The organism is Collinsella sp. AF33-16 (assembly GCF_003475325.1).
Lineage (GTDB): Bacteria > Actinomycetota > Coriobacteriia > Coriobacteriales > Coriobacteriaceae > Collinsella.
On sequence record NZ_QRQC01000009.1, the window covers coordinates 60,498 to 81,142 of the forward strand.

The following is a 20,645-nucleotide window of genomic DNA, read 5'->3' on the forward strand; positions in this document are numbered from 1 at the left end:
AGGCTAGTTCGCCTCCGGCCAACCCACAACGTCAAGTACGTCGAGGGCGGTATCGCTTGCCTGCTGGTTTTTGGCCTGCACGGCCTGAACATCGATATCGAGCCTGAATGAGCCGCCGCGCGCGGCATCGTGGTAGTCGCCCACAAAGCGCAGCGAGTCCATGAGGCTTTCCGTCATGGCGCCGGGGTCGAGCGTGCCGCCACGCCCGGCCAATCCGCGGTAGTAGTACCACCCATCGCCGCCGTCGATCCACGGGGACCCCTCGCCCGCGTTCACATGAAACGCAACGCTGCCCGAAGCATCCGCACTCGAACCGTCGGGTGCCACTGACGTCATGCGTAGGCGCGCGCGAACGTACTCAGGCTGCGCGCCGACGTTCTCCACGCGCACAATGCGGCTGATGTCAGAGCCCCCGGCCTTGGTGTCGGGATAGTCCCCGTGCTCGTTGGGCTCAAACGGAATCTCCTCGCCATGCTCGTTGAGCGTGTATTCGCAGACTCGTACCTTCACGCTGCCAAACGATAGAACGTTGTTCGCCGGAACCATATCAACGGTGAAAGCCAGCGTGCCGCACAGGCACGCCAGGGCCAACAACGCCATCGCGGCAAGCGCCAAGGTGCGTTTCTGATTGTTGGAAAGATTGTTGAGCATTACGTTCGCCAGTCGTCGATCAAAGGGGGACCGAGATCCCGGCCCGAAAATGGGGATGGGGAGCGGGCCGGGATCTCGGTGGAGGGGGGATTAAGCCTGAGTCTTAGCCCATTCCTTGGCCTGCTCAAGGGCGTTGGTGGCAGCATCGGCCTTGTCGCCCTTCTGGTCGGCACCGAAGATGTAGCAGGAGACTGTCATAGCGGGACCTTGAACAACATCCGTATTGTTCATGCCAGCCGGGATATGCACGGTGCTGAACAGCTCACCGGTGTAAGCAGCCTTGCCATCAGCGGGAGTAAGCTCTGCAGGAGTGCTGGTGCCATCAGCGGTATACATGAACAGACCGCTCACGTACTGGCCTTCGCTACCGTTGGTCTTCACCTGGTCAGTAGCAACCGGTTTCCAGTTGGAATTAAGGGTGAAGTACGGGGTCTTGGCAAGGGCGTTTTCGGCGTCTGTCTTCACAATTGCGTTCTTCACATAGATGAACACATAGGAGCTATCGGAATCCTTGCCGATGCCGACGTTGGGGTTCTTATTGATGGTGGTGCCGGGAATCATCTTGGAGTTATCGGTCCATTTGGTCTCGAACAGATAACCATCCACTGAGGGGTCCGTGGAATCAGTGCCGGGCTTGTTCGGCTGATCAGGGTCGGGCTTCACTTCAGGCTTGTCGATGCTGCCAACCGTGAACTCATTCACCTTGGTTTGGGTCGCCGACAGCCAGGCGTAGGTACCAACGCCGGCAGCCAGCACCAACAGCAACAGGGCGGCAATGATGCCGTAGCGCTTTTTCTTCTTGTTTTCCATCGTTCTCTTCCTTTCGAGAATCGTCTTCCCCGGCAACGGCCCCTACCGCCGCCGACGCTTTTCCCTGCCGCTATGAACGCCGCTCCCTCTCATGCACACGGGCATGCTTGCCCGCAGGCTCGTCGGGAACCATCCGATCGAGCACTATCGACGCCGTGATCAGCAGCGCCAGAACGGCCACCACAACAAGCAAACCAGGCATCGTCGTGCAATAAGCGTTGACGAAGCCCAGGTAAGGGACACGAAAGGAAACAGTGCCGATCACGCGCGAAAATGGCGTCTGCTCGGCATCGTGCATGATGCTTCCGTCTGCATTTTTGTTTGCAATGCCCTGCGTGCCGATCATCTGCGCAGCAGGGTCGATCTCGTACACCTGGTGCGTCACCACGGCGCCATCCGATCGGTAAAAGGTTGCATTGTCACCCACGGCAATATCCGCTGGCTCAACCTGGCGAACAAACACCATGGAGCCAACGGGAAGCTCGGGTTCCATAGAGCCCGAGAGCACAGCAAAGGGCATGTATCCAAATGCGCGAGGCACAAAAGAAACAACGGCAAGGGCTATGACAAGCGCGAACGCCAAGCTACTCAAAAGTGCAATAAATCGTTTGAGTCTACGCGCAGCCAAAGTGATAATTCATCCCCCTTGAGGCCCTATTCGACCCATCCAAAGGTCAGCAAGTTTCAACAGGAACCGCAAGGCGCTTGAAAAGTGAGTCCGAAATAAGCCAATTTGGAATCTTTTCGTAATAAAAACATAGCGATGTGCTACACATTTTTCAATGTTTTGTCGCCAAATGCTACCTATTTTGGCGTAAGTGGTCATTTATCCCCAAATTAGTCTGTTCTATCCAATATCTGTGACTAACCCCCTACGCAACTTCCCCATAGAGGGATCGATTTTTTGCGAAACTAAAATAATGGTACCCCCCCCCCACATTAAAAGAAACTACTGGAAGTGCCATTTATTTCCGACCCCCTTTTACCGGAGTTTTATGACGGCCCCATGTAGTTCGCAGCCCATAATCCTCTGAGAACTGTGTCCCAGAATTCCCGTCCGGAGTGGGATACGGCTTCCGCTTGTGCCCCCGTCGGGAAACCACATCCCACTCCGATCACAAATTCCGGGTCGCACTTTCCGCCAAGACCCTCAACGGGAAACCGCATCCCATTCCAAAGGCAAATTCCGGGACGCATTTTCCGAAACCCCACCCATCCGGAAATCCCATCCCACTCCGCACACATCCGGGCATAGAGCAATCAGCTTATTAGGCCTTCCATCAATAAAGGGGCGCCCTCGTGTCACGAAAAAAGCCTCGAGAACTTCGAGGCTTTCACATTTGTATTGTTTTGCACGAAGGACCGCGAACGGCGAAGCTACTCTCCCAGCACGGCCTTCTTTGCGACTACGGCCATGTTGTCCAGGTCCTCCTTGGTGGGGTGGTCCTTCGCGGCAACCCAGTTGTCGAGCAGCAACTTAGCGCGTGCATTGTCGGGATCTTGCTCAAGCATGGCCTCGTAGCGCTGCTTGACCGCGGGGCCCATCTTGCCCTGGCACATCGCCCAGCCCGCAAGCTCGGCATCCTCGGCCAGATTGGAAGTTACGCGGTCGACAATCTGCTGGTAATAGCTCTGGTCGGCCCCAAAGCCGCAGGTGCCAAACAGGAACACGCGCTTGCCGTGCAAGGCAGAGAGCAACGCCGCGACCGAAGGCGTGCACGCGCCCTTGTCGCACCAAAAACCGACGAGCACCGTGTCGGCCGCGCAGGCGCCCTGCGCCTCGAGCGCAACCTGATCTGCATCCGCATCGTCGCTCAACGCCGCGGCATGGACAAACTCAACGCCCGCAGCCTGCAGAGCGCGCTTGATCGCGCCCGAAACCATCCTGGTATTACCGCTCTTGCTGTTAACCACCAAAGCGCACGTCATAGTCACGTTGCCTCGTTTCCCCCAAAACTATAGCCACTAATGCAATTTATTAAAAGCATATCTTAGTACTATCGACGCAGATGTAAACCATCTGCCGCTAATCGGCAGCCCCTACTGGGCCCTACTGGGCAAACTGGCTACGATAAAGCTCGGCATAGAAGCCGTCAGCCGCCAGCAGCTCGTCGTGCGTGCCGCGCTCGATAATCTCGCCATCGCGCATTACCAAGATGCAATCGGCGTTGCGAATCGTCGACAGGCGGTGTGCCACGACAAAGCTCGTGCGGCCAGCCATGAGCTCGTCGAATGCCGCCTGCACCTGCAGCTCGGTACGCGTATCGATGCTCGACGTTGCCTCGTCCAGCAGCAGAATCGCCGGATCGGTGAGCATGACGCGCGCGATGCACAGCAGCTGTTTTTGACCTTGGCTAAACGTGCCGCCGTCCTCGCCGATCACCGTATCGTAGCCGCCTGGCAGCTGCACGATAAACTTGTGCGCGTGCGCGCGCTTGGCGGCCTCGACAATCTGCTCGCGCGTGGCATCGGGGCAACCGTAGGCAATGTTTTCGGCCACCGTGCCCTCGAACAGCCAGGCGTCCTGCAGCACCATGCCAAAGGCGCGGCGCAGGCTCGCGCGCGTGTAGTCACGCGAGGAGCGACCATCGACCGCGATGCGCCCAGCATCGATATCGTAAAAGCGCAGCAGCAGATTGATGAGCGTCGTCTTGCCACAGCCCGTGGGACCGACGAGGGCAAAGCGCGTACCGGGTTTGGCCTCGATGCAGATATCCTGCAGCAGCTTGCGGTCGGGCACATAGCTAAAGTCCACGTGTTCAAAGGTCACCTCGCCCTGCGGGGCGACAAGCTCCACGGCATCCGCCGCGTCGGGCTCCTGCTCGCGCGCATCAAGCAACGCAAACATGCGGCGCGCCGAGGCGTACGCGGTCTGGATCTGCGTGATGACGTTCGTGACCTCGTTGAACGGCTTAGTGTACTGGTTGGCGTAGGACAGGAAGATCTGCACGCCGCCCACCGTGAGCGCCGCCGGCACGCCCGTGATCACGCCCACGCAGCCGATCACGGCGACCACAGCGTAGATGATGTTGTTGATAAAGCGCGTACCGGGGTTGGAAAGCGAGCCCATAAACTGCGCGCGCTCGCCTGCCGCATAAAGCTCGGCGTTGAGGGCGTCGAAGCGCTGCTGAGCGCTCGGGCCATAGGCAAAGGCGTCGACAAGCTTTTGCTCGCCCACATACCCCTCGATATGGCCGCCGAGCTGGCCCTGGATGCGCTGTTGGGCCGTAAAGCTCTTATTTGAGAGCTTGGCGATGGCGCCGGCCGCAAAGATGGAAAGCGGTGTGACGAGCACCACCACAAGCGTCATGGTCAGGTTGATGGAGAGCATAAACGCGAGCGTGCCCACGATGGTAATAACGCCGGTAAAGAGCTGCGTGAAGCCCTGCAGCAGACCGTCGCCCACCTGATCGACGTCGTTGACCACGCGGCTCATGAGGTCGCCGTGGGCATGGCTGTCGATAAAGCCGAGCGGCATGCGGCTGAGCTTGTCGCTCGCCTCCACGCGCATGTCGAGCACCGTCTCGTAGGACAAGCGGTTAACGCAATAGCCCTGCAGCCACTGGAAAGCCGCAGCACCTACGACGACAATCGCGAGCTTGGTGACAAGCGGCAGCAGCGCATCGAAGTCCACCTGCCTGGCGGCGACGATCAGGTCGATGCCCTCGCCGATGAGAATAGGCGTATAGAGCTGCAAGATCACCGAGATGGCAGCGCTCACAAACGACGCCGTAAACGAAATGCGATGCGGACGGACGTAGCCCAGCAGACGGCGAGTCACCGCGCTCACGGGGTAGCGCTCGGGGTCGCCGGGCTGACGCGGGCCGTCACCCAGATCGTTGAGGCTATCGTTGCCGGACACGTTGGCGGTCATCGTGGCGACCGAACCGGAAGAAGTGTACGGATTCATTTAGCAGCCCTCCTTTGCGCAGACGGATGCGGGGGCGGTCGGAGCGGACGCGGGCGTCGTGCTCCCCTGCTGGCCCTCGAGTTCCTCGCGGCGCAGCTGCGACTGGCAAATCTCGCGATAGAGCTGGCAGCTTGCACACAGCTCGTCATGCGTGCCCAGGCCCGCAACCGAGCCGTGGTCGAGCACGCAGATCATGTCGGCGTCGCGTACGGTCGAGACGCGCTGGCTCACGATGACGGTCGTGAGCGGCAGCCCACCCTCGGCGGCACCACGCACGCTGCGCTCGCGAATGGCATGGCGAAGCGCCGCGTCGGTCTTAAAGTCGAGCGCCGAGGCAGAGTCATCCATGATCAGGACCTGTGGCGAGCCCACCAGGGCGCGCGCGATGGTCAAGCGCTGACGCTGACCGCCGCTGAAGTTCTTGCCGCCCGCCTCGACCGGGGCGTCGAGCCCCTGCGGCTTGTTGCGCACGAACTCGCTCGCCTGCGCCATATCGAGCGCTGCCCAGAGCTCCTCGTCGGTCGCCGACTCGTCACGCCAGGTCAGGTTGCTGCGGATGGTGCCGCTCACCAGCGACGCACGCTGCGGAACAGTCGCAACCACATGGCGCAGCTGGTCGAGCGGCCAAGCGCGCACGTCGGCACCCATCACGCACACGCTGCCGGCGCCTGCATCGTACAGGCGCGGGATAAGCGAGACGAGCGTGGACTTGCCGCTGCCCGTACCGCCAATAATGCCAAGCGTCTTGCCCAGCGGGAGCTCCAGGGTCACATCGTTGACGGCGTTGGCAGCGCCAGCGCCAAAGGAGAAGCTCGCGTGGCTCAAGCTCAGCGCGGGGACCGGAACAGCGCCACCCGCCAGTTCGCTCGGCTCGGGCAGTGCGACCGGCTGATTGCCCTCGTCGGTAATGCTCGGCACGCAATTGAGCACCTCGTTGATACGCGACGCGCTGGCGCTCGCCTTGGTAAAGACCACGACCAGGTTGGCGACGTACACGATGGAGGTCAGGGTCTGCGTCATGTAGTTCACAAACGCCATGACCTGACCCTGCGTGAGCTCGCCCACGTTGACCTGGATGCCGCCCACCCACAGGATGGCGCACACGCCCAGGTTCATCACCAAAAACGTGACGGGATTAAGGATTGACGAGAGCTTGCCCACCGCGATGGCGGTATTGGCCTGGTCATCGGCGGCTTGGGCAAAACGCTCGCGCTCGTGGTCCTCACGCACAAAGGCGCGAACAACGCGGGCGCCCGAAAGCCCCTCGCGGCAGATAAGCGCGATGCGGTCGAGCTTTGCCTGCAGCTGCTTGTAGTAGGGAATGCAGCGCGCCATGACAAACCAAAACACCAGGCCGATGGCGGGCGTGCAAATCAAAAAGATCATGCCGAGCTTAAGGTCGATGGCAAGGGCCGCGCACATAGAGCCCACCGCCAAGAAGGGCCAGCGGATGAGCATGCGCACGCCCAGCGCCACGGCAAGCTGCACCTGGTTGACGTCGTTGGTGATGCGGGTGATAAGCGACGGCGTGCCAAAGCGATCGAGTTCGGCATAGCTCAGCTTGTTGATGTGCTGGTAGAGTGCGCCGCGAATGTCAGTACCCATGCCCTGCGAGGTGAGCGCCGCCATCTTTTGGCAGACGAGCGTAAACGAGATGCCGATCACAGCCATGGCGCCAAGTACCATGCCGTAGTGGATAACGGCGTTGACATCGTATGCGCCAATACCCTTATCGATCATCTGGGCAATCACCAGCGGCGTCAGCAGGTCAAAAATCACTTCGATCAGCTTGCACGCTGGGCCGATCACCATATACCGGCGAAACTTACCACCAAAACGCCTGAGCAGCTCAATCATGTATAGGCGCTCCCTATCATCATCCACATTCAATTCGAACCATGATAGCACCGCCACCCCAAAAGAAGCGTAAACAACTCGTCATTTCTAACGGGATTCAGTTTTCAGAGGAGCATACGCGCACACCCAGCCAGTGGCGGGCCAATCGCTTGGTATACTTACATTAGTGCTACCAAGTTAGTCGCCGACCCTTGAAATGAGGTGCCGAGATGAACGACATTCTCGCAAGAAGAGCAAGACGAGCAACCTTGGGCATCGCCCTTTCCGCGGCACTCGCCGCGGGAATCGCCCCCGTAACGGCGATCGCGGCGGAAACCAGCTCCCCCACCGGTGCAGTTGCCTTGCAGACGGAAGACGCGGCCGCCGCAAAAGAAAAAGCGTATGCAGCCATGCAGGAAGCGCTCAAAACCCTCGAGGCCGCAAAAGACGCCGCAAGTCCCGAGAAACTTGCGGAAATCGATGATGACATTGCCGCTTTTCAAGAGATCTACGACATGGTGGTGACGGAAGCCGCCAAACGGAGGGAACCCCTTCCCGCCATGCAAGCGAACGTCGATGCAGCCCAAGCCAAATACGATGAGGCCCACAACCGGACAAGCGGCCTTCAGGCGGAATTAAATAAGGCAATCGACGACGGAGCTTCTAACGAAACTATTAAGCAGTTGCGAAGTGAGATCATGTCGGCAGAAAGGCGAGAAAAATCTTGTGAAGATGATCTTCACCACTGCCAACGCCGGCTCGAAAGCCAGGAAAGACAGGTTCAGTATTTCGAAAGTGAGGCAGAGGAAGCCAAAGCCCACATCGACGAGGACATAGCCAAGCGAAATGCGCTCCTCGGCGATTTGGAAAAGGCGCAAGCGGCCTATGACGACGCCTGCAAGGCATACGAAGAGGCGAAAGCCGCGGCAGACAAGGCCACCTCACCCGAAATAACGAAACCCGCCGAGACGACAAAACCCTCCAGCTCAGCGCAGCCGGCCGAAACGGCACAGCCCGCCAGCTCGCCCGCGACCGGCAAATACGCTCCATCGAGCTCCACCAAGTAAGCAAATACGACCACTGGCAAGCTCGCGAACACGGGAGACTCAGCGCCGAGCGCAATCGCACTCGCAGGAATCGCCGCCGCAGGCCTCGGAATAACCGCCGCGGGCGTACGCCGTATCAAGAACTCAAGGTAGCTGCCAGCGGTTATTGTCTTCGCCAATCCACAAGCCCAGAAACAAAACGAGGCCCGTTTCCCCAACCCAGGGAAACGAGCCTCTTTACTTGTAAAAACAAATGGTAATGCCGCTGTCTCTTGAAGCGCATCGCCACCGCGCTCCAAACAACGCCAACGAGCAGCATTCCTTAAGGGATAGATTTAATTAGGCTAACGCGCCTTTACGGGTGATTTTTGGACGATGCGGTCCCGGTGCCGGCGGGCTGTTTGGTAGTCGAGCGATCCCGCAGGCAAAGCCGAGGACCAGCGAGACACCAACCAGCCCGCCGGCACCGGGACCGCATCGCGGCACCAAAAAAGCGCCCGTGCGCTCGATGGATTCGGATGCCCGACAGAGGCTCCTTATGGCTGCTTCCTTCCGGACCTGACCAGATTCGGAACATGTCGTCATCCGAACCCATCGAACGCGCTAGGCGCTCGGTATATCTTACCTGCTCCCGTCCAGCAGGGCAAGTGGGGCGAACCCATCGGATGGATTCGCCCCACTCGTGCACATCGCTAGCGGCGCTTGCGGTACAGGACCGCGCCACCCGCGACGGCCAGCGCGCCGATGCCGGCCATGGCGCCGAGCGCCTCAACCGGCAGGCTGCGGTCGCCGGTGTCGGGCATACCGCCCTTGGAGCCGTCGCCGCCGGAGCCTCCGCCGGAGCCGTTATCGGAACCGCCGCCCGAGCCGCCGCCCGGCGTGCCGGGGTTCTCGGGGTTCTCGGGGGTGCCGGGCTCCTCGACGTAGCTGTTGGTGAAGACCGGCGGCATGTTGGCGTCGCCCTCGTAGGAGACCTTCGCCGACAGGTAGCCCGTCTTGGTGCCGCCTGCTGCCTCGTCGCTCACCGTGACGACGATCTTGTGCACCGCCTTGTCGTAGGTCACATGCGCCTGGCCGTCGTCGACCTCGCTCACCGTGAAGGTGTAGGTGCCGGCCCGCTTGAAGGTCAGCGCATCGAACACGACGCTGCCGTCGGCGGTATTCTTGGCGGTCGACATGACCTTGCCGTCCCGGCCCTTGAGCTCAAAGCCAAACTGGCCCGCCTTGAGCTCGGCGCCCTTGAGCACCTTGGCGGCGCCCAGCCTGAGGGTGACAGGTGCGGCCTCGTAGCCGTTGGTGAACGTCACCGAGTCGTCGCCCGTGGGATTGCCCTCGGCATCCATGAGCTCGTGCTTGACGGCGAGCGTGCCGTTTTTGGCATCGGTGACCGTCGTGCGCACGCGGTACGTCGTCTTGTCGTACGTCACGCCGCCCGCCGTGCCGGCGACCTCGCGCAGCTCGTAGCCGTGCGTGCCGGGCGCGGTGTAGGTGACGGGGCTGAGCGCGACCGTGCCGTCGGCGGCGTTCTTGCCCGTCGCCACGACGCTCTCGCTGCCGTCAGCGGCAATCTCGACCAGCTGGAACTCAAACTCGCCCTCGGCCAAATCACGGCCCTCGAGCTTCTTGCTCACTTTGATCTGGTCGGTGACGGAGCTCGGCGTCGGGTTCACGCCGTAGGTGTTGGTGAACTCGAACGCGCCCCTGCCCTCGGGCGTGCCCTCTGCGGGCAGGACCTTCGCGACAAGCGTGCCCGCGGCGGTGTCCTCGACCACCCTGACCATGAAGGTCCTGGTTGCCGTCGCGTCATTGACCACGCCGTCGACCGAACCGGACTCGCTCACCCGGTAGGTGAACGTCTTGGTGCGCAGGCCGCCGCCGTCGATCTCGACGTCATCGAGGTCGCTCGGCTGCTTAAACGTGACGTGGCCCAGCGCGACGTTACCGGCGGCGTCGTTGGCCGCCTCGGTCACCGTCTTGCCGGAGGCGTCGATCGGCGCGGGCGCGCCGTCCAGCGGCTCAATCTTAAAGGTGTACTTGCCCGCAATGTCGGCCTGCGTGAGGCCGAGTCCGGCTTGGCTAAGCGCCAGCGTCTTGGTGCCCGCGAGATCGACCCTCGCCTCGCCGGCGCTATAGGCATTCACAAACGACAGCGTGCTGTCGGAGCCCTCGGGGTAGGTCACGGCCACATCCAGCCCGCCCTTGCCGTTATCGGTCACCTTGACCGTGATGCCGAAGCTCGACGTGGCCGCCGTCACGCCCGCAGGCAGCCGGTCCGTACCGTCCTCGGAAACGGTATAGGGAATGACCCAGGAGCCGTCGGCGGCCTTGGTGGCGGTACCGTCTCCCGCCATCCGCTCGAGCGCGTCAGTAGTGTAGGCAATAGGCGAGAACGCAAGTCCCGCGGCCTCGCCGTCGCCGGAGGCCTGGTTGGTCGCGGTCGCGACCACGTTGCCCCGGGCATCGCGGACGGAGAACGAGAACTCGCCCGCCGCCGCGGCGCGACCCGTCAGCGTCTTGGTGGCGTTGATAGCCGCGCCGCCCTCGCCGCCGAGCATTCCGGTGGCCTCGTAGGAGTTCTCGAACGCGACTGTCACGAACGCAGGCGTCGCCGTGGCGTCATCCGCCGTGGAGACCTCGCTGCGGGCGACCTCGACGCCGTCCTTGGCAACTGTGGTCGTGACCGTGAGCTTGCCCGTCGCGGCGTCGTAGCCGGGCGCGATGGTCACCGTGCGCGGCGCGGTGTCGTTGGTGTAGCCCTCGCCGCCGAGCTTGGTCTCGGTAACGGTGAAGCTGTAGGTCTTGCCCGCATCGGCGTCGGTGAACTTCACGTCGCTGCCCGCGGTCCCGCCGATGAGGTCGACCAGGTCGGCCGCACCGTCATCGGCAGCGGCCACGGCGTAGGCGTCCTTGCCGGTCTTGAGGCCGAGCTTGGCGGCCGTCTCGGCGTCCGCGGTCACGGTGAAGGCGAACTGCCCCGCCTCCATGGCGCGGCCGGAGAGCGTCTTGGACAGGCGCACGCCCGCGCGGGCCGAGTAGTCGAGCTCGGTCGTGTAGGTGTTGACGAAGTCGCCGCCGCTCGCCTGCGCGATTGCGGGCGTCGTGGCCGTGAGGTTGCCGGAGCCGTCGTCGGTCACGGTCACCGTCATCGTGGCGGCGTGGCCGTCGTAGGCCACACCGGCGATGGCGGAGCCGTCATCGGGCCTGACCTCGCGCACCGTGTAGGTGAAGGTCTTGGCGCGCACGCGCTTGCCGCCGACCTCGGCGAACCCGGCGTCCTTGATGTCGTCGAGCGTGTAGCGGATGGGGCCGAAGTCGAAGGCGACCCTATCGCCCGCCTTGGTGCCGGCGGCGGCCGTCACGCTGACGGTCTTGGAGCCGTCGGCAGAGCCCTCGGGCATGGGGGCGCCGTCCTCGCCCGCGAGCGCGAACTGGAAGCTGTCGCCCTCCGCCCAGTCGCGTCCCTTGAGTGTCTTGGTGAAGAGTCCCGCGGTGGAGACGTCCCTGCCCTCGGTGGCCGTTCCGTACGTGTTGGTGAACGCGACGGTCGCGCCGTCCTCGGTCACGGCACCCTCGGCCTTGGAGCCGTCAGCCCCGTTAACAGCAGTCGTGTAGCCCTCGGCGGCATCCTCGGTCACGGTGTAGCGCGCGCCCACGGGCAGGCCGTCGATGGCCTTCTCCCCGCCGTCCTTAAGCGTGAAGGTCGTCTTGCCGTCCGTGAACGTCACGGCGTGCTCGCCCTTGCCGAAGATGCCAGAGACGGGCTCGCCGTCCCCGTCGGTCAGCGCGACCGTAAAGCCGAACTCGCGTTGGCTGTCGCCGCCGACGACCGTCTTCTTGACGGTGAGGCTGCCCTCGCGGGACACGCTGTTGTGGGTCGTGTTGGTCTGGGATTCGTTCTCCCCCACCTTGACCGTGGCGGTGTTGGAGATGTCGTCGACCACGGCGGCTTCGGCGGAGACCTTCACGTCAAAGCTGAGCGTGCCCGTGGCGCCCGCAGCCTGCTCGCCGAGCGACCAGGTAAGGGTGCGCGTCGCAGCGTCGTAGGCGGCACCGTCGGCAGAACCCTCAACATAGTTAACGCCCTTGGGCAGGACATCGGTCACCGTCACGTCGGCCGCCTGCGCGGCGCCCCTGTCGTCGACGCTGTTATTGGCCCAGCCGATGGTATAGGTGAGGATATCGCCCACGCCCACCGGCTTGCCATCCACATCGACCTTGGCGCCCGAGGCGTTCGCCTTGGTGACGGTCTTGGTGTTGTCGTGCGGCGTGAAGGTGTTGGTGAAGGTCTTCTTGCCCCGCTCGTTGGAGATCTCGGCCTTAAGGCCGGCACCGGTCTGAGTCACCGCGATGTCGAAGGTGTAGGCATGCGCGTCGTCCTCAATCAGGACATCGCCGCTTGCTTTCTCGGTCACGGTCGCGTGGTAGGTGCCCGGATTGGTGAAGCTGAGCTCCCCAAAGGAAACCTTGCCGTCCTTGTCATTCTTCGCCTCGATTGGGTAGCCCTCGAGGACATTGCCCGCACCGTCGGCGAGGGAGAGCTCAAAGGCGAACTCCCCCTCCTGGAGGCCGGGCTTGCGGCCGCCCGCGAGCACCTTGGTGAGCTCGGGGACGGACACCGTGGCGGGGGCGGGGTCGAAGGTGTTGGTGAAGGCGGCGGAGGCGACCTGATCGGCCGAGATGGAGCCATCGGCCCTGGATCCCTCGGCTCCGTTCACCGCGGCTTTGTAGCCATCGGCGGCACGTTCGGTCACCGTGTAGGCGGTTCCCGCGGGCAGCCCCGTGATCCTCGCCGTCTGGCCATCTTTGAGCTTGAGGGTCGCCTTGCCGTCCTCGAACGTCGCGTCACCGTAGGTGCCGGACACTTTGTTGCGGCCTGCGGCATCGGTGGCCTCAACCACAAACTTAAATATCTTGTCCGCGTCGACCGCCAGGCCCTCGCGCGCCACGACGGTCTTGGAGACGTCGAGCTCGCCCGTCTTCACAGTGTTGGTCACGGTGAAGCCGCGCTCGGCGTCGCCGGTGACCTTCGAGCTGTAGCCCTCGACGGGCACCTCGGCCACGGCGTAGTCGATCACGGAGCCGGACTTGGAGTACTTGGGCAGGCCCTCGAAGGAGTGCTTCCAGCTATTGGACTTCGACAGCTCGGCCGACTCGCCGGTGTCCTTCCCGTCGGCGAGCAGGCGCACGGTGGCCTTCTCGGCCGCCGGGCCGACCCACTTCTTCTCGACGGGCACCGAGACCTTGGCCGTGGAGGTGTTGGTCACGGTGAAGCCGCGCTCGGCGTCGCCGGTGACCGCGGAGTCATAGCCCTCGACGGGGTCCTCGGACACGGTGTAGTGCGCGCCCGCGGGCAGGTTGGAGAAGACGCCCTTCCAGTCGTTGGACTCGCTCAGGGTGATCGAATCGATGACGGTATCGCCGTTCTTGAGATTTACTTTGACCTTATTAGGATGGGGAATCCTGGGGTTCTCCCAGACCTTTTTGATGGGAATGTCGATGTTCTCGGACTTGCCGATGATGACACCGCCGTTGGCGCCGATGCCGCCTCCCCGCTCGGCCGTATTGCCAGAGATCGTCAGCGACGTCTGACCGCGGCCGAGGTTATACACATCCTCGCTCATCACAGATTTAAGCGCGACGTTCGGCGTGGCGTCGGTAAAGGACAGGGGCTCGCCGTTGCCACCGTCGGGAGAGAATCGCGGGATTTCGGTGTTTGTTTCCGCATAAGTGCCTTCGGGGTTAAACAGCCCACCGTCTCTGTACCAGCTGACCTTTCCGCCGCCCGGAGCGCGGTTGGCCAAGGTCAGTTTGTATTTGGCGTCTTTGAAGCCGGTGAAGACGAGGTCGTCTCCCGCCTCATCGGCCGAGTTCCTGGCGATCAGGCCACCGTTCTGGACGTAGACCTTGGCATCTCCGGTCGGGCAGAACCACATGCCGCCGCCCTGCTTTTTCGCATGGTTATCAACAACGAGAGCGTTTTCGATATGGAGCGTGCTATAGACGAGATACTCGTTGCCTTCGCTATATACGCCGCCACCCATATTCCGAGCAGTATTGTCCTTGATCTCGCCCGCACTGAGCTTGACGTCATCTGAATAGGTATAGATGCCTCCGCCGGCGGAAGCGGAGTTACCCGATACGGAGCCACCTTTCATAGTGAAAGCGGTATGGTCCCTACCACCCTGCTGCAGGCCGCGATCGACCACGCACACTCCGCCGCCTTTGCCATCAGAATACGCAATATTGTCCTCGATCTTGCCGCCCTTGAGGGTAAACTCGGCATTCCCTTCGACGTGCACTGCGCCGGAGGGAGTTCGATTCCCAAGCTTATAGCCTCTGTTGCGCACAAGCTGACCACCGGTCATCTCAAAGGAGGCTCTCTGGTTACGAGCCTCGCTGTACATGACCACCGCGCCGCCCTGATAGCCGGCGTTATCCTCGATACTGCCGTTACTCATCTCAAGGTGGGCATCGCCCATCAGCATGATGCCGGTAGACGAAAGGTAATTACCATCGCCGTCTGCGGAGAAAGACACGTGATTCTTACGGATAACGCCGCCCTTCATGACAACATGAGCGCCGTCTTTCGCGTGGACAGCGCCGCAATACGCGTCCTTAAGTTCGCACTGCTCGATAACGCCGCCCGTCATGGTAAGCGAAGCCTTGTCTCCCGACACGTCGATGACACCCGTATTGACGGTGTTCGCAGCGCCGTCGCACACAACGGCCTCGTCAGAGAGCACAACCGCTCCCCTGCTAGAAATAATGGCGCCCTTGTTGTAGCGACCACTCAGGGACACTTTCCCCGACAGCTCGAGGGATGCCCCCTCGGCAACATTGACCAGTACGGAGAAGCCGCTTTTCTTTGCCAAGATGGTATAGGGCTCATCCGACGTGATCTTAATCATCTTCCCGGCAGGAATCGTGAGCGTGGAGCCAAGCTTCACGTGCTTTTTCAGGGTGATGACGGTTTCCTTGTCATAGGGGGCCTCGTCGACCAGATCCTGAAGGGTCTTGGTGCTGTCATCGCTCACGGTACCGCCGACGCCGTCATCGATGGACTCGCGCGTGTAGACGATATCGACGCCAAAGAACGGGAGGTTCTCCGAGCCTTTGATGTCGTCCATGCTGTTTTCGATTGTGATCTTTTTAACCGTGCTGCCTTCAAACATACCCGAGGGTATTTCGGTGAGGCCGCGCCCGATCGTCACATCCTTCACGCCACCTACGCCCGAGAAGGCCGCCGTGCCAACGGAAGTCACGGAATCCGGAATGGAAAGCTGCTCCGGCAACGTGCCGTAATAGAAGGCGTAGTTGCCAATTGTCTCAAGTGTCCTGGGAAGCTGGACGGCGACGTTGCTCTGGATAAAGGCCCACTCACCGATACTCTTCAGGCTGTCGCAAAGCCCCACGATCTTAACCGGTGTGTAGCAGAACGCATTGTCCGGAATGTTCTGAAGCGAGGACAGATCCACGGACGCCTGCAGATTTTTGCACTCGTAAAAAGCCCCCCAGCCCATCTTTGTCACCTTGCTTAGATTGGGCACGCTCACCAGGCTGGCGCACCCCTGGAAAGCAGAGGATCCGATGCTCTTCAATGTGCCTGGGAAATCGATCCCAGTCAAACTCGAGCAAGTCCGAAACGCCCCATCACCGATGGACTCGATTTCGCTCAGCGCGGTGACGGACGTGAGAGAGGTGCATCCGTCAAACATGTGCGAGGGGATCTTGGTAACCGAAGCGGGCAACGACACGCTTGTCAGAGACGTGCAGTCTTCGAACACGCCCGTTATGGTGTCGGAGAAGGCGACATCTTTTGGAAACTCGATGCCTGTGAGGGCCGTAGCCCCCTCGAAGGCGCCCGAGCCCGAAATCATTTTGAGGGTTGAGGGGAGATCGATCTCCGAAAGGTTGCTGCAGCCATAGACCATCATGTTGGCGCTAATCTCCTCGACGCCCTCATCGAAATAGAGCTTTTCGAGCGAGCCAGCGTTTTGCAGCGAGCAAGCGAAGTTCTTGATGGAGCCAGGGATATGGAGCTCCTTGACCTTTGCGAACCTCCGGAAATTCCCTCCGTACATTTTTTCGAGCGTGTCGGGAAGCGTCAGCTGCTCAACGTTCTTGGCCACGATACCAGACGAGAAATAAAGTTTGGTGACTTTGTAGGTCTGGCCACCATGCTCGATGGAGCTGGGCACACTCACCGCGGTCACACTGTCGTCGGCAACAATACCTGTGATTTCCGCCGTGCCCTTATCCGTGGTCTCGCACGAATAGGTCACGCCGTCCTGGGTGATCTCAAACTCCTCCGCAGTATACGCAGTCCGCGATTCCGTGGCCGCATATGCGACACCGGCCGTCGCGCCAACGGATAAACATCCGAAGCCGAGAACCAGCGCAAGGCAGAGAGCAGCGACTCTCTGCCCCCCCCCCGCCGAAAACTTTCCTCTCCAATTCCCTTCTCCCCCTCTGGTGTCGCCTTCTCTTCCCACGAGCGATCTATTGATTAAGGACAGTTTAAGACAACATTATGACCAAAGAGGCCCATCATGGAGATAATCCACGTCTTCGCCCGAAATGGTAATTAATTGGCATGATTAATTGGCGAACAACTGAACGAAGAGCAATCTACTAATGGCACATAAATGGCGGCGTCAACACCTGAAGTGCAAAAAGACTACTTTTCTAGATGCGGCCGAGGTCGTAGGCTCGCGCAACAGACTCGCCGGCACAGATGAGGTTGGTTGTGGCTTCTTGCGAATCGAGTGCCCGCTCCAGGTCCATGGGCTTGCGGCAGATCGGCAAAACCAAGTCAATACCCTGCCCATATACCGCATCCAGGTTGTCAGCGCGACCGCCCACGACGGCAACCACCGGCTTGCCATATCGCTTCGCACGACGGGCCACGCCCACCGGCGCCTTACCGGCGGCGGACTGCTCATCCATATTGCCCTCGCCCGTTATGACCAGGTCGACATCGCGCACGCGCTCGTCAAACCCCACGAGATCGAGCACCGTCTCCACACCCGAGTGTAGCTCCGCACCGAGTGCCAGCAACGCCGCGCCCAAGCCACCGGCAGCGCCCGCGCCGGGCACGCCGAGCACCGAGCCAAATGTCCGTGCGCCCTCGGGTGTGCGCAACAACCCCTGGGCCCGAGCCTCGACAATTGCCGTATCGAGTAGACGACCGTAGCCGACCATCCAGCTGTCGCACCTGCTCAGCGCCTCGGCGTCACCCGTCGGCAAGCCTTTCTGCCCGCCAAACACCGCTAATGCGCCCCGACGCCCCACGAGCGGATTCTCGACATCCGAAAGCACAACGATACGAGCGCCATCCAAAGCCTGCAGCGCTGGCGCCAAATCAACGCTCGCCACCCGCTCAAGGCCGGCAAGACCGGGGGCGATATCGCAGCCCCGATCATCGACCACACGCGCGCCCAGCGCCTGCAGCATACCGGCGCCACCATCGTTGGTGGCGCTGCCGCCCAAGCCAATATAGATAGTCTTTGCCCCGGCACGAACCGCACGGAGCATCAGCTCGCCCACGCCATAGGTTGTAGCAGCCAGCGCCGACGACTCCGTGCAAGGCGAATACCCAATGCCAGCCGCCTCGGCCATCTCGATGACCGCGGACTCGCGCTCGGCATCTACCAGCATCCGGGCAGACACGGGTTCACCAAAGGGACCTGCCACCTCGCAGGTCGAGAGCTCGCCACCACGCGCGGCAACGGCGTCGAGCGTTCCCTCGCCACCATCTGCCAGCGGCAAAGCGTTCAGCTCGGCATCGGGCCAAACGCGGCGCACGCCCTCGGCAACCGCTGCCTCCGCCTGCGCGCTCGAAACGCTGCCCTTAAAGGAGTCAATTGCCAGCAGCACGCGGCGGGGCCGGCGGCACGCAGGACCAAAGTCAACCGCCGTGTCAGCATCCTCACCGGCACCTGCAAGCGCTGCGGCGTGAGCGGCATGCGCCTCAAGATCGGCCCCACAACCGCAATCAGTGCCGCCCGCTCCGCGCAGACCGCCAAAATAGCTACTCAGCAGCTCGCGGCATTCATCCGCCAGGACCCCAGCCGTCACGTTAAACCGATGATTCAGGCGCGAATCGGCATTCAGGTCATACAGCGAACCCAGCGCGCCCGCCTTGGCATCACTCGCGCCATACACGCAGCGCCCCACGCGCGCGTTAACCATAAGCCCCGCACACATGCAGCAGGGCTCGAGCGTCACGTAGACCGTGCAATCGGAAAGGCGCCAGCGACCGAGCGACCGAGCGGCAGCGCACAGGGCCGCAAACTCGGCATGAGCCGAAGGATCCTGATCGAGCTCGCGACGATTATGCGCCCGCGCGACAATCTCGCCCGCGCGCACCACTACGGCTCCGATGGGCACCTCGCCCACCGCCGCGGCGGCGCGCGCCTCCGCCAGCGCCTCACGCATGAACTTCTCGTCGATTTCGGTGATCGTCATCGTTCGCCTTCCCTGTTGCAAATTCAAAACGATGCTATCATTACGACTCACGGAGAGATGGCAGAGCGGTTGAATGCGGCGGTCTTGAAAACCGTTGAGCGCGAGAGCGTTCCGGGGGTTCGAATCCCCCTCTCTCCGCCACTTTTAGTGATGCACCGGCGTCATGGTTCGCTCGAACAGTGCATCGACCACGTCGGCTATCTCAGGTCGACGTTCAAGATCGTGGCCCGATTCCCACCATATCGTGAAAAGTCGAATAATACCGCCGGCGACAAACTCAGACGTCGTCTCGAGTGACACGGGGGCCAGGGCATCCTCGGCAAGCACGTTCATCACACGCTCGCGGATGGAGCGGGCAATGCGGTCGCAAATAACGTTGGTCAGCATGCCCGACATGCTGCTTGCCAAAATGTTATCCATGAGCTGCTCGTGCGCCAGAATCAAATCCATGGCATCGTCCAAAATCGCGTGCCGAAGCGCGCGCACGTCCTCGGCAGACACTGCGCCGGCCTCATCGGGCTGTTTTTGCGGCAAGCCCGACATAAGCTCATCGATATAAAAGGCAAAGTAATCGTTCTTGTCGCGAAAGTGCTTGTAGAACGTCGTACGGCGAATCATGGCGCGGTCGCACAGCATGGCAACCGTCAGGTCCTCAAAACGATGCTCCTCGAGAAGTTCGGTGAAGGCATCGAACAGGGCGCGGTAGGTTTTCTTGATGCGAAGGTCCACTGGTATCGCCATCCTCAGGGCAAAGACAACACTCGTCAATCTGTCGCATATCTTACACCTGTACCTCGCGCGCTTTGCCCCAGTGCCAACCCCACCGAAAACATAACGCTTACCGGAAAGTTCGGCACGGCAAAACGTTGCGGGTATACTAGTAGCGTTATACCAACGGCAGCTGGCGCATGCCGCCGCGGCCATTCGAAACGGAGACATCATGATTACCGTCATCATCGGCATCGTTGTTGTCATTGTGATTGTCTGCGCCATCGCCGGCATCTACAACAACATGGTCACCAAGCGTAACCGCATCGATAACGCCTGGCAGAACATCGATACGCAGCTGCAGCGCCGCAACGACCTGATCCCCAACCTGGTCGAGACCGTCAAGGGCTACGCCAAGCACGAGCAGGAGACGCTCTCCGCCGTGATCAGCGCGCGTAACACCGCCGTCAAGGCCACTACGCCCGAGGCCAAGATGGAAGCCGACAACGTGCTGACCGGTGCGCTGCGCCAGCTCTTTGCCGTCGCCGAGGCCTACCCCGACCTTAAGGCGAACACCAACTTTACGCAGCTCCAGGCATCGCTCGAGGATACCGAGAACAAGGTGAGCTACGCACGCCAGAGCTACAACGATTGCGTGCTCAGCTACAACAACGCCATCCAGACGTTCCCGGCTGTTATCTTTGCCGGCATCTTCCAGTTTAAGGAGCGCCAGGGCTTCGAGGCCGCCGAGGCCGCCCGCCAGGCACCAACCGTCAAGTTCTAGTGAGCCGTTGACGCATCCACAACCGTTTTTGCATAAACCGCCCCGTCGAATGCATACTTCGACGGGGCGGTTGCTTTTTGCCCGAAGGTACCCCCAGGGGCGGCGTGCAAATTTTGGAATTTTCAGCATCCCGGAACCCACAGGGCAGGAACGTGCCCACAGAACCGCGTTGAAAACCCTGATTCTGAGCCCTCAGCGCCTCAGAGATCGCTCATTTTTTTACAGGATGCGGCTCATGGCGCCTGACTTTTGTCCAAAAACCAGTATGCAGGCACCCTCGACTGCTGAAAACTCCCAAAAATGCACGCCCCGCCCCACCCCAGGCGAGCGGCAACCGAAAAAACGTGCACGTCCCCTCTTCGGCTGCAACTACGGCAAAGCCCTAACAGCCAAATAAAAGGCGCGGCCAATAGGCCGCGCACCTTCTCCCCTA

The 20,645-nt window shown here is 61.3% G+C and carries 11 protein-coding genes, 1 tRNA gene, 1 other RNA gene and 1 pseudogene; 4 read left to right on the top strand and 10 right to left on the bottom strand.

Annotated elements, in window-relative coordinates:
- Positions 1-3 precede the first annotated feature (3 nt).
- From DWZ52_RS04755 to DWZ52_RS04780, 6 genes are all read right to left on the bottom strand, one after another.
- On the bottom strand, positions 4-651 hold the full coding sequence (locus tag DWZ52_RS04755) for a hypothetical protein (RefSeq protein WP_117648509.1): 648 nt from the start codon (positions 649-651) through the stop codon (positions 4-6).
- A gap of 90 nt (positions 652-741) precedes the next feature.
- Entirely contained in the window at positions 742-1,461 is a 720-nt protein-coding gene (locus tag DWZ52_RS04760) for a SipW-dependent-type signal peptide-containing protein (protein ID WP_117648508.1), read from the bottom strand.
- A 70-nt stretch (positions 1,462-1,531) separates the two neighbouring features.
- Positions 1,532-2,089, bottom strand: coding sequence for a signal peptidase I (locus tag DWZ52_RS04765; RefSeq protein ID WP_370448270.1), 558 nt, complete (start codon positions 2,087-2,089; stop codon positions 1,532-1,534).
- Positions 2,090-2,838: 749 nt separating this feature from the next.
- Positions 2,839-3,390, bottom strand: a complete 552-nt coding sequence (gene bilS / locus DWZ52_RS04770) for a flavodoxin family protein BilS (RefSeq protein ID WP_117776536.1) — start codon at positions 3,388-3,390, stop codon at positions 2,839-2,841.
- 121 nt (positions 3,391-3,511) lie between these two features.
- A complete protein-coding gene (locus DWZ52_RS04775; RefSeq protein ID WP_118385023.1) occupies positions 3,512-5,371 on the bottom strand; it encodes an ABC transporter ATP-binding protein in 1,860 nt (619 codons plus the stop codon).
- Positions 5,372-7,228, bottom strand: a complete 1,857-nt coding sequence (locus DWZ52_RS04780; RefSeq protein ID WP_118385024.1) for an ABC transporter ATP-binding protein — start codon at positions 7,226-7,228, stop codon at positions 5,372-5,374.
- Positions 7,229-7,437: 209 nt separating this feature from the next.
- On the opposite strand from DWZ52_RS04780, the gene DWZ52_RS04785 reads away from it, so the two are divergent.
- Both DWZ52_RS04785 and DWZ52_RS10325 read left to right on the top strand, forming a co-directional pair.
- Entirely contained in the window at positions 7,438-8,274 is an 837-nt protein-coding gene (locus DWZ52_RS04785) for a hypothetical protein (protein WP_118385025.1), read from the top strand.
- Between the two features lie 30 nt (positions 8,275-8,304).
- A pseudogene (locus DWZ52_RS10325) lies at positions 8,305-8,406 on the top strand (LPXTG cell wall anchor domain-containing protein); the annotation flags it as partial.
- A gap of 349 nt (positions 8,407-8,755) precedes the next feature.
- Here DWZ52_RS10325 and ffs read toward each other — a convergent pair.
- The 3 genes from ffs to tadA all read right to left on the bottom strand — a co-directional run bounded on the left by ffs (position 8,756) and on the right by tadA (position 18,720).
- Positions 8,756-8,851: signal recognition particle sRNA small type (ffs, locus tag DWZ52_RS04795), an RNA gene on the bottom strand.
- Between the two features lie 94 nt (positions 8,852-8,945).
- On the bottom strand, positions 8,946-16,535 hold the full coding sequence (locus tag DWZ52_RS04800; RefSeq protein ID WP_118385026.1) for a Spy0128 family protein: 7,590 nt from the start codon (positions 16,533-16,535) through the stop codon (positions 8,946-8,948).
- A gap of 403 nt (positions 16,536-16,938) precedes the next feature.
- Complete coding sequence (gene tadA, locus DWZ52_RS04805; protein WP_117640437.1) at positions 16,939-18,720, bottom strand: tRNA adenosine(34) deaminase TadA; 1,782 nt, start codon at positions 18,718-18,720, stop codon at positions 16,939-16,941.
- 51 nt (positions 18,721-18,771) lie between these two features.
- Between tadA and DWZ52_RS04810 the strand changes: the two genes are divergently transcribed.
- Positions 18,772-18,861: transfer RNA gene (locus tag DWZ52_RS04810), tRNA-Ser, on the top strand.
- 3 nt (positions 18,862-18,864) lie between these two features.
- On the opposite strand, the gene DWZ52_RS04815 is transcribed toward DWZ52_RS04810, so the two are convergent.
- Positions 18,865-19,449, bottom strand: a complete 585-nt coding sequence (locus DWZ52_RS04815; RefSeq protein WP_158549345.1) for a TetR/AcrR family transcriptional regulator — start codon at positions 19,447-19,449, stop codon at positions 18,865-18,867.
- 211 nt (positions 19,450-19,660) lie between these two features.
- Here DWZ52_RS04815 and DWZ52_RS04820 point away from each other — a divergent pair, with 211 nt between their 5' ends.
- On the top strand, positions 19,661-20,212 hold the full coding sequence (locus DWZ52_RS04820; protein ID WP_199411166.1) for a LemA family protein: 552 nt from the start codon (positions 19,661-19,663) through the stop codon (positions 20,210-20,212).
- Positions 20,213-20,645: the final 433 nt, after the last annotated feature.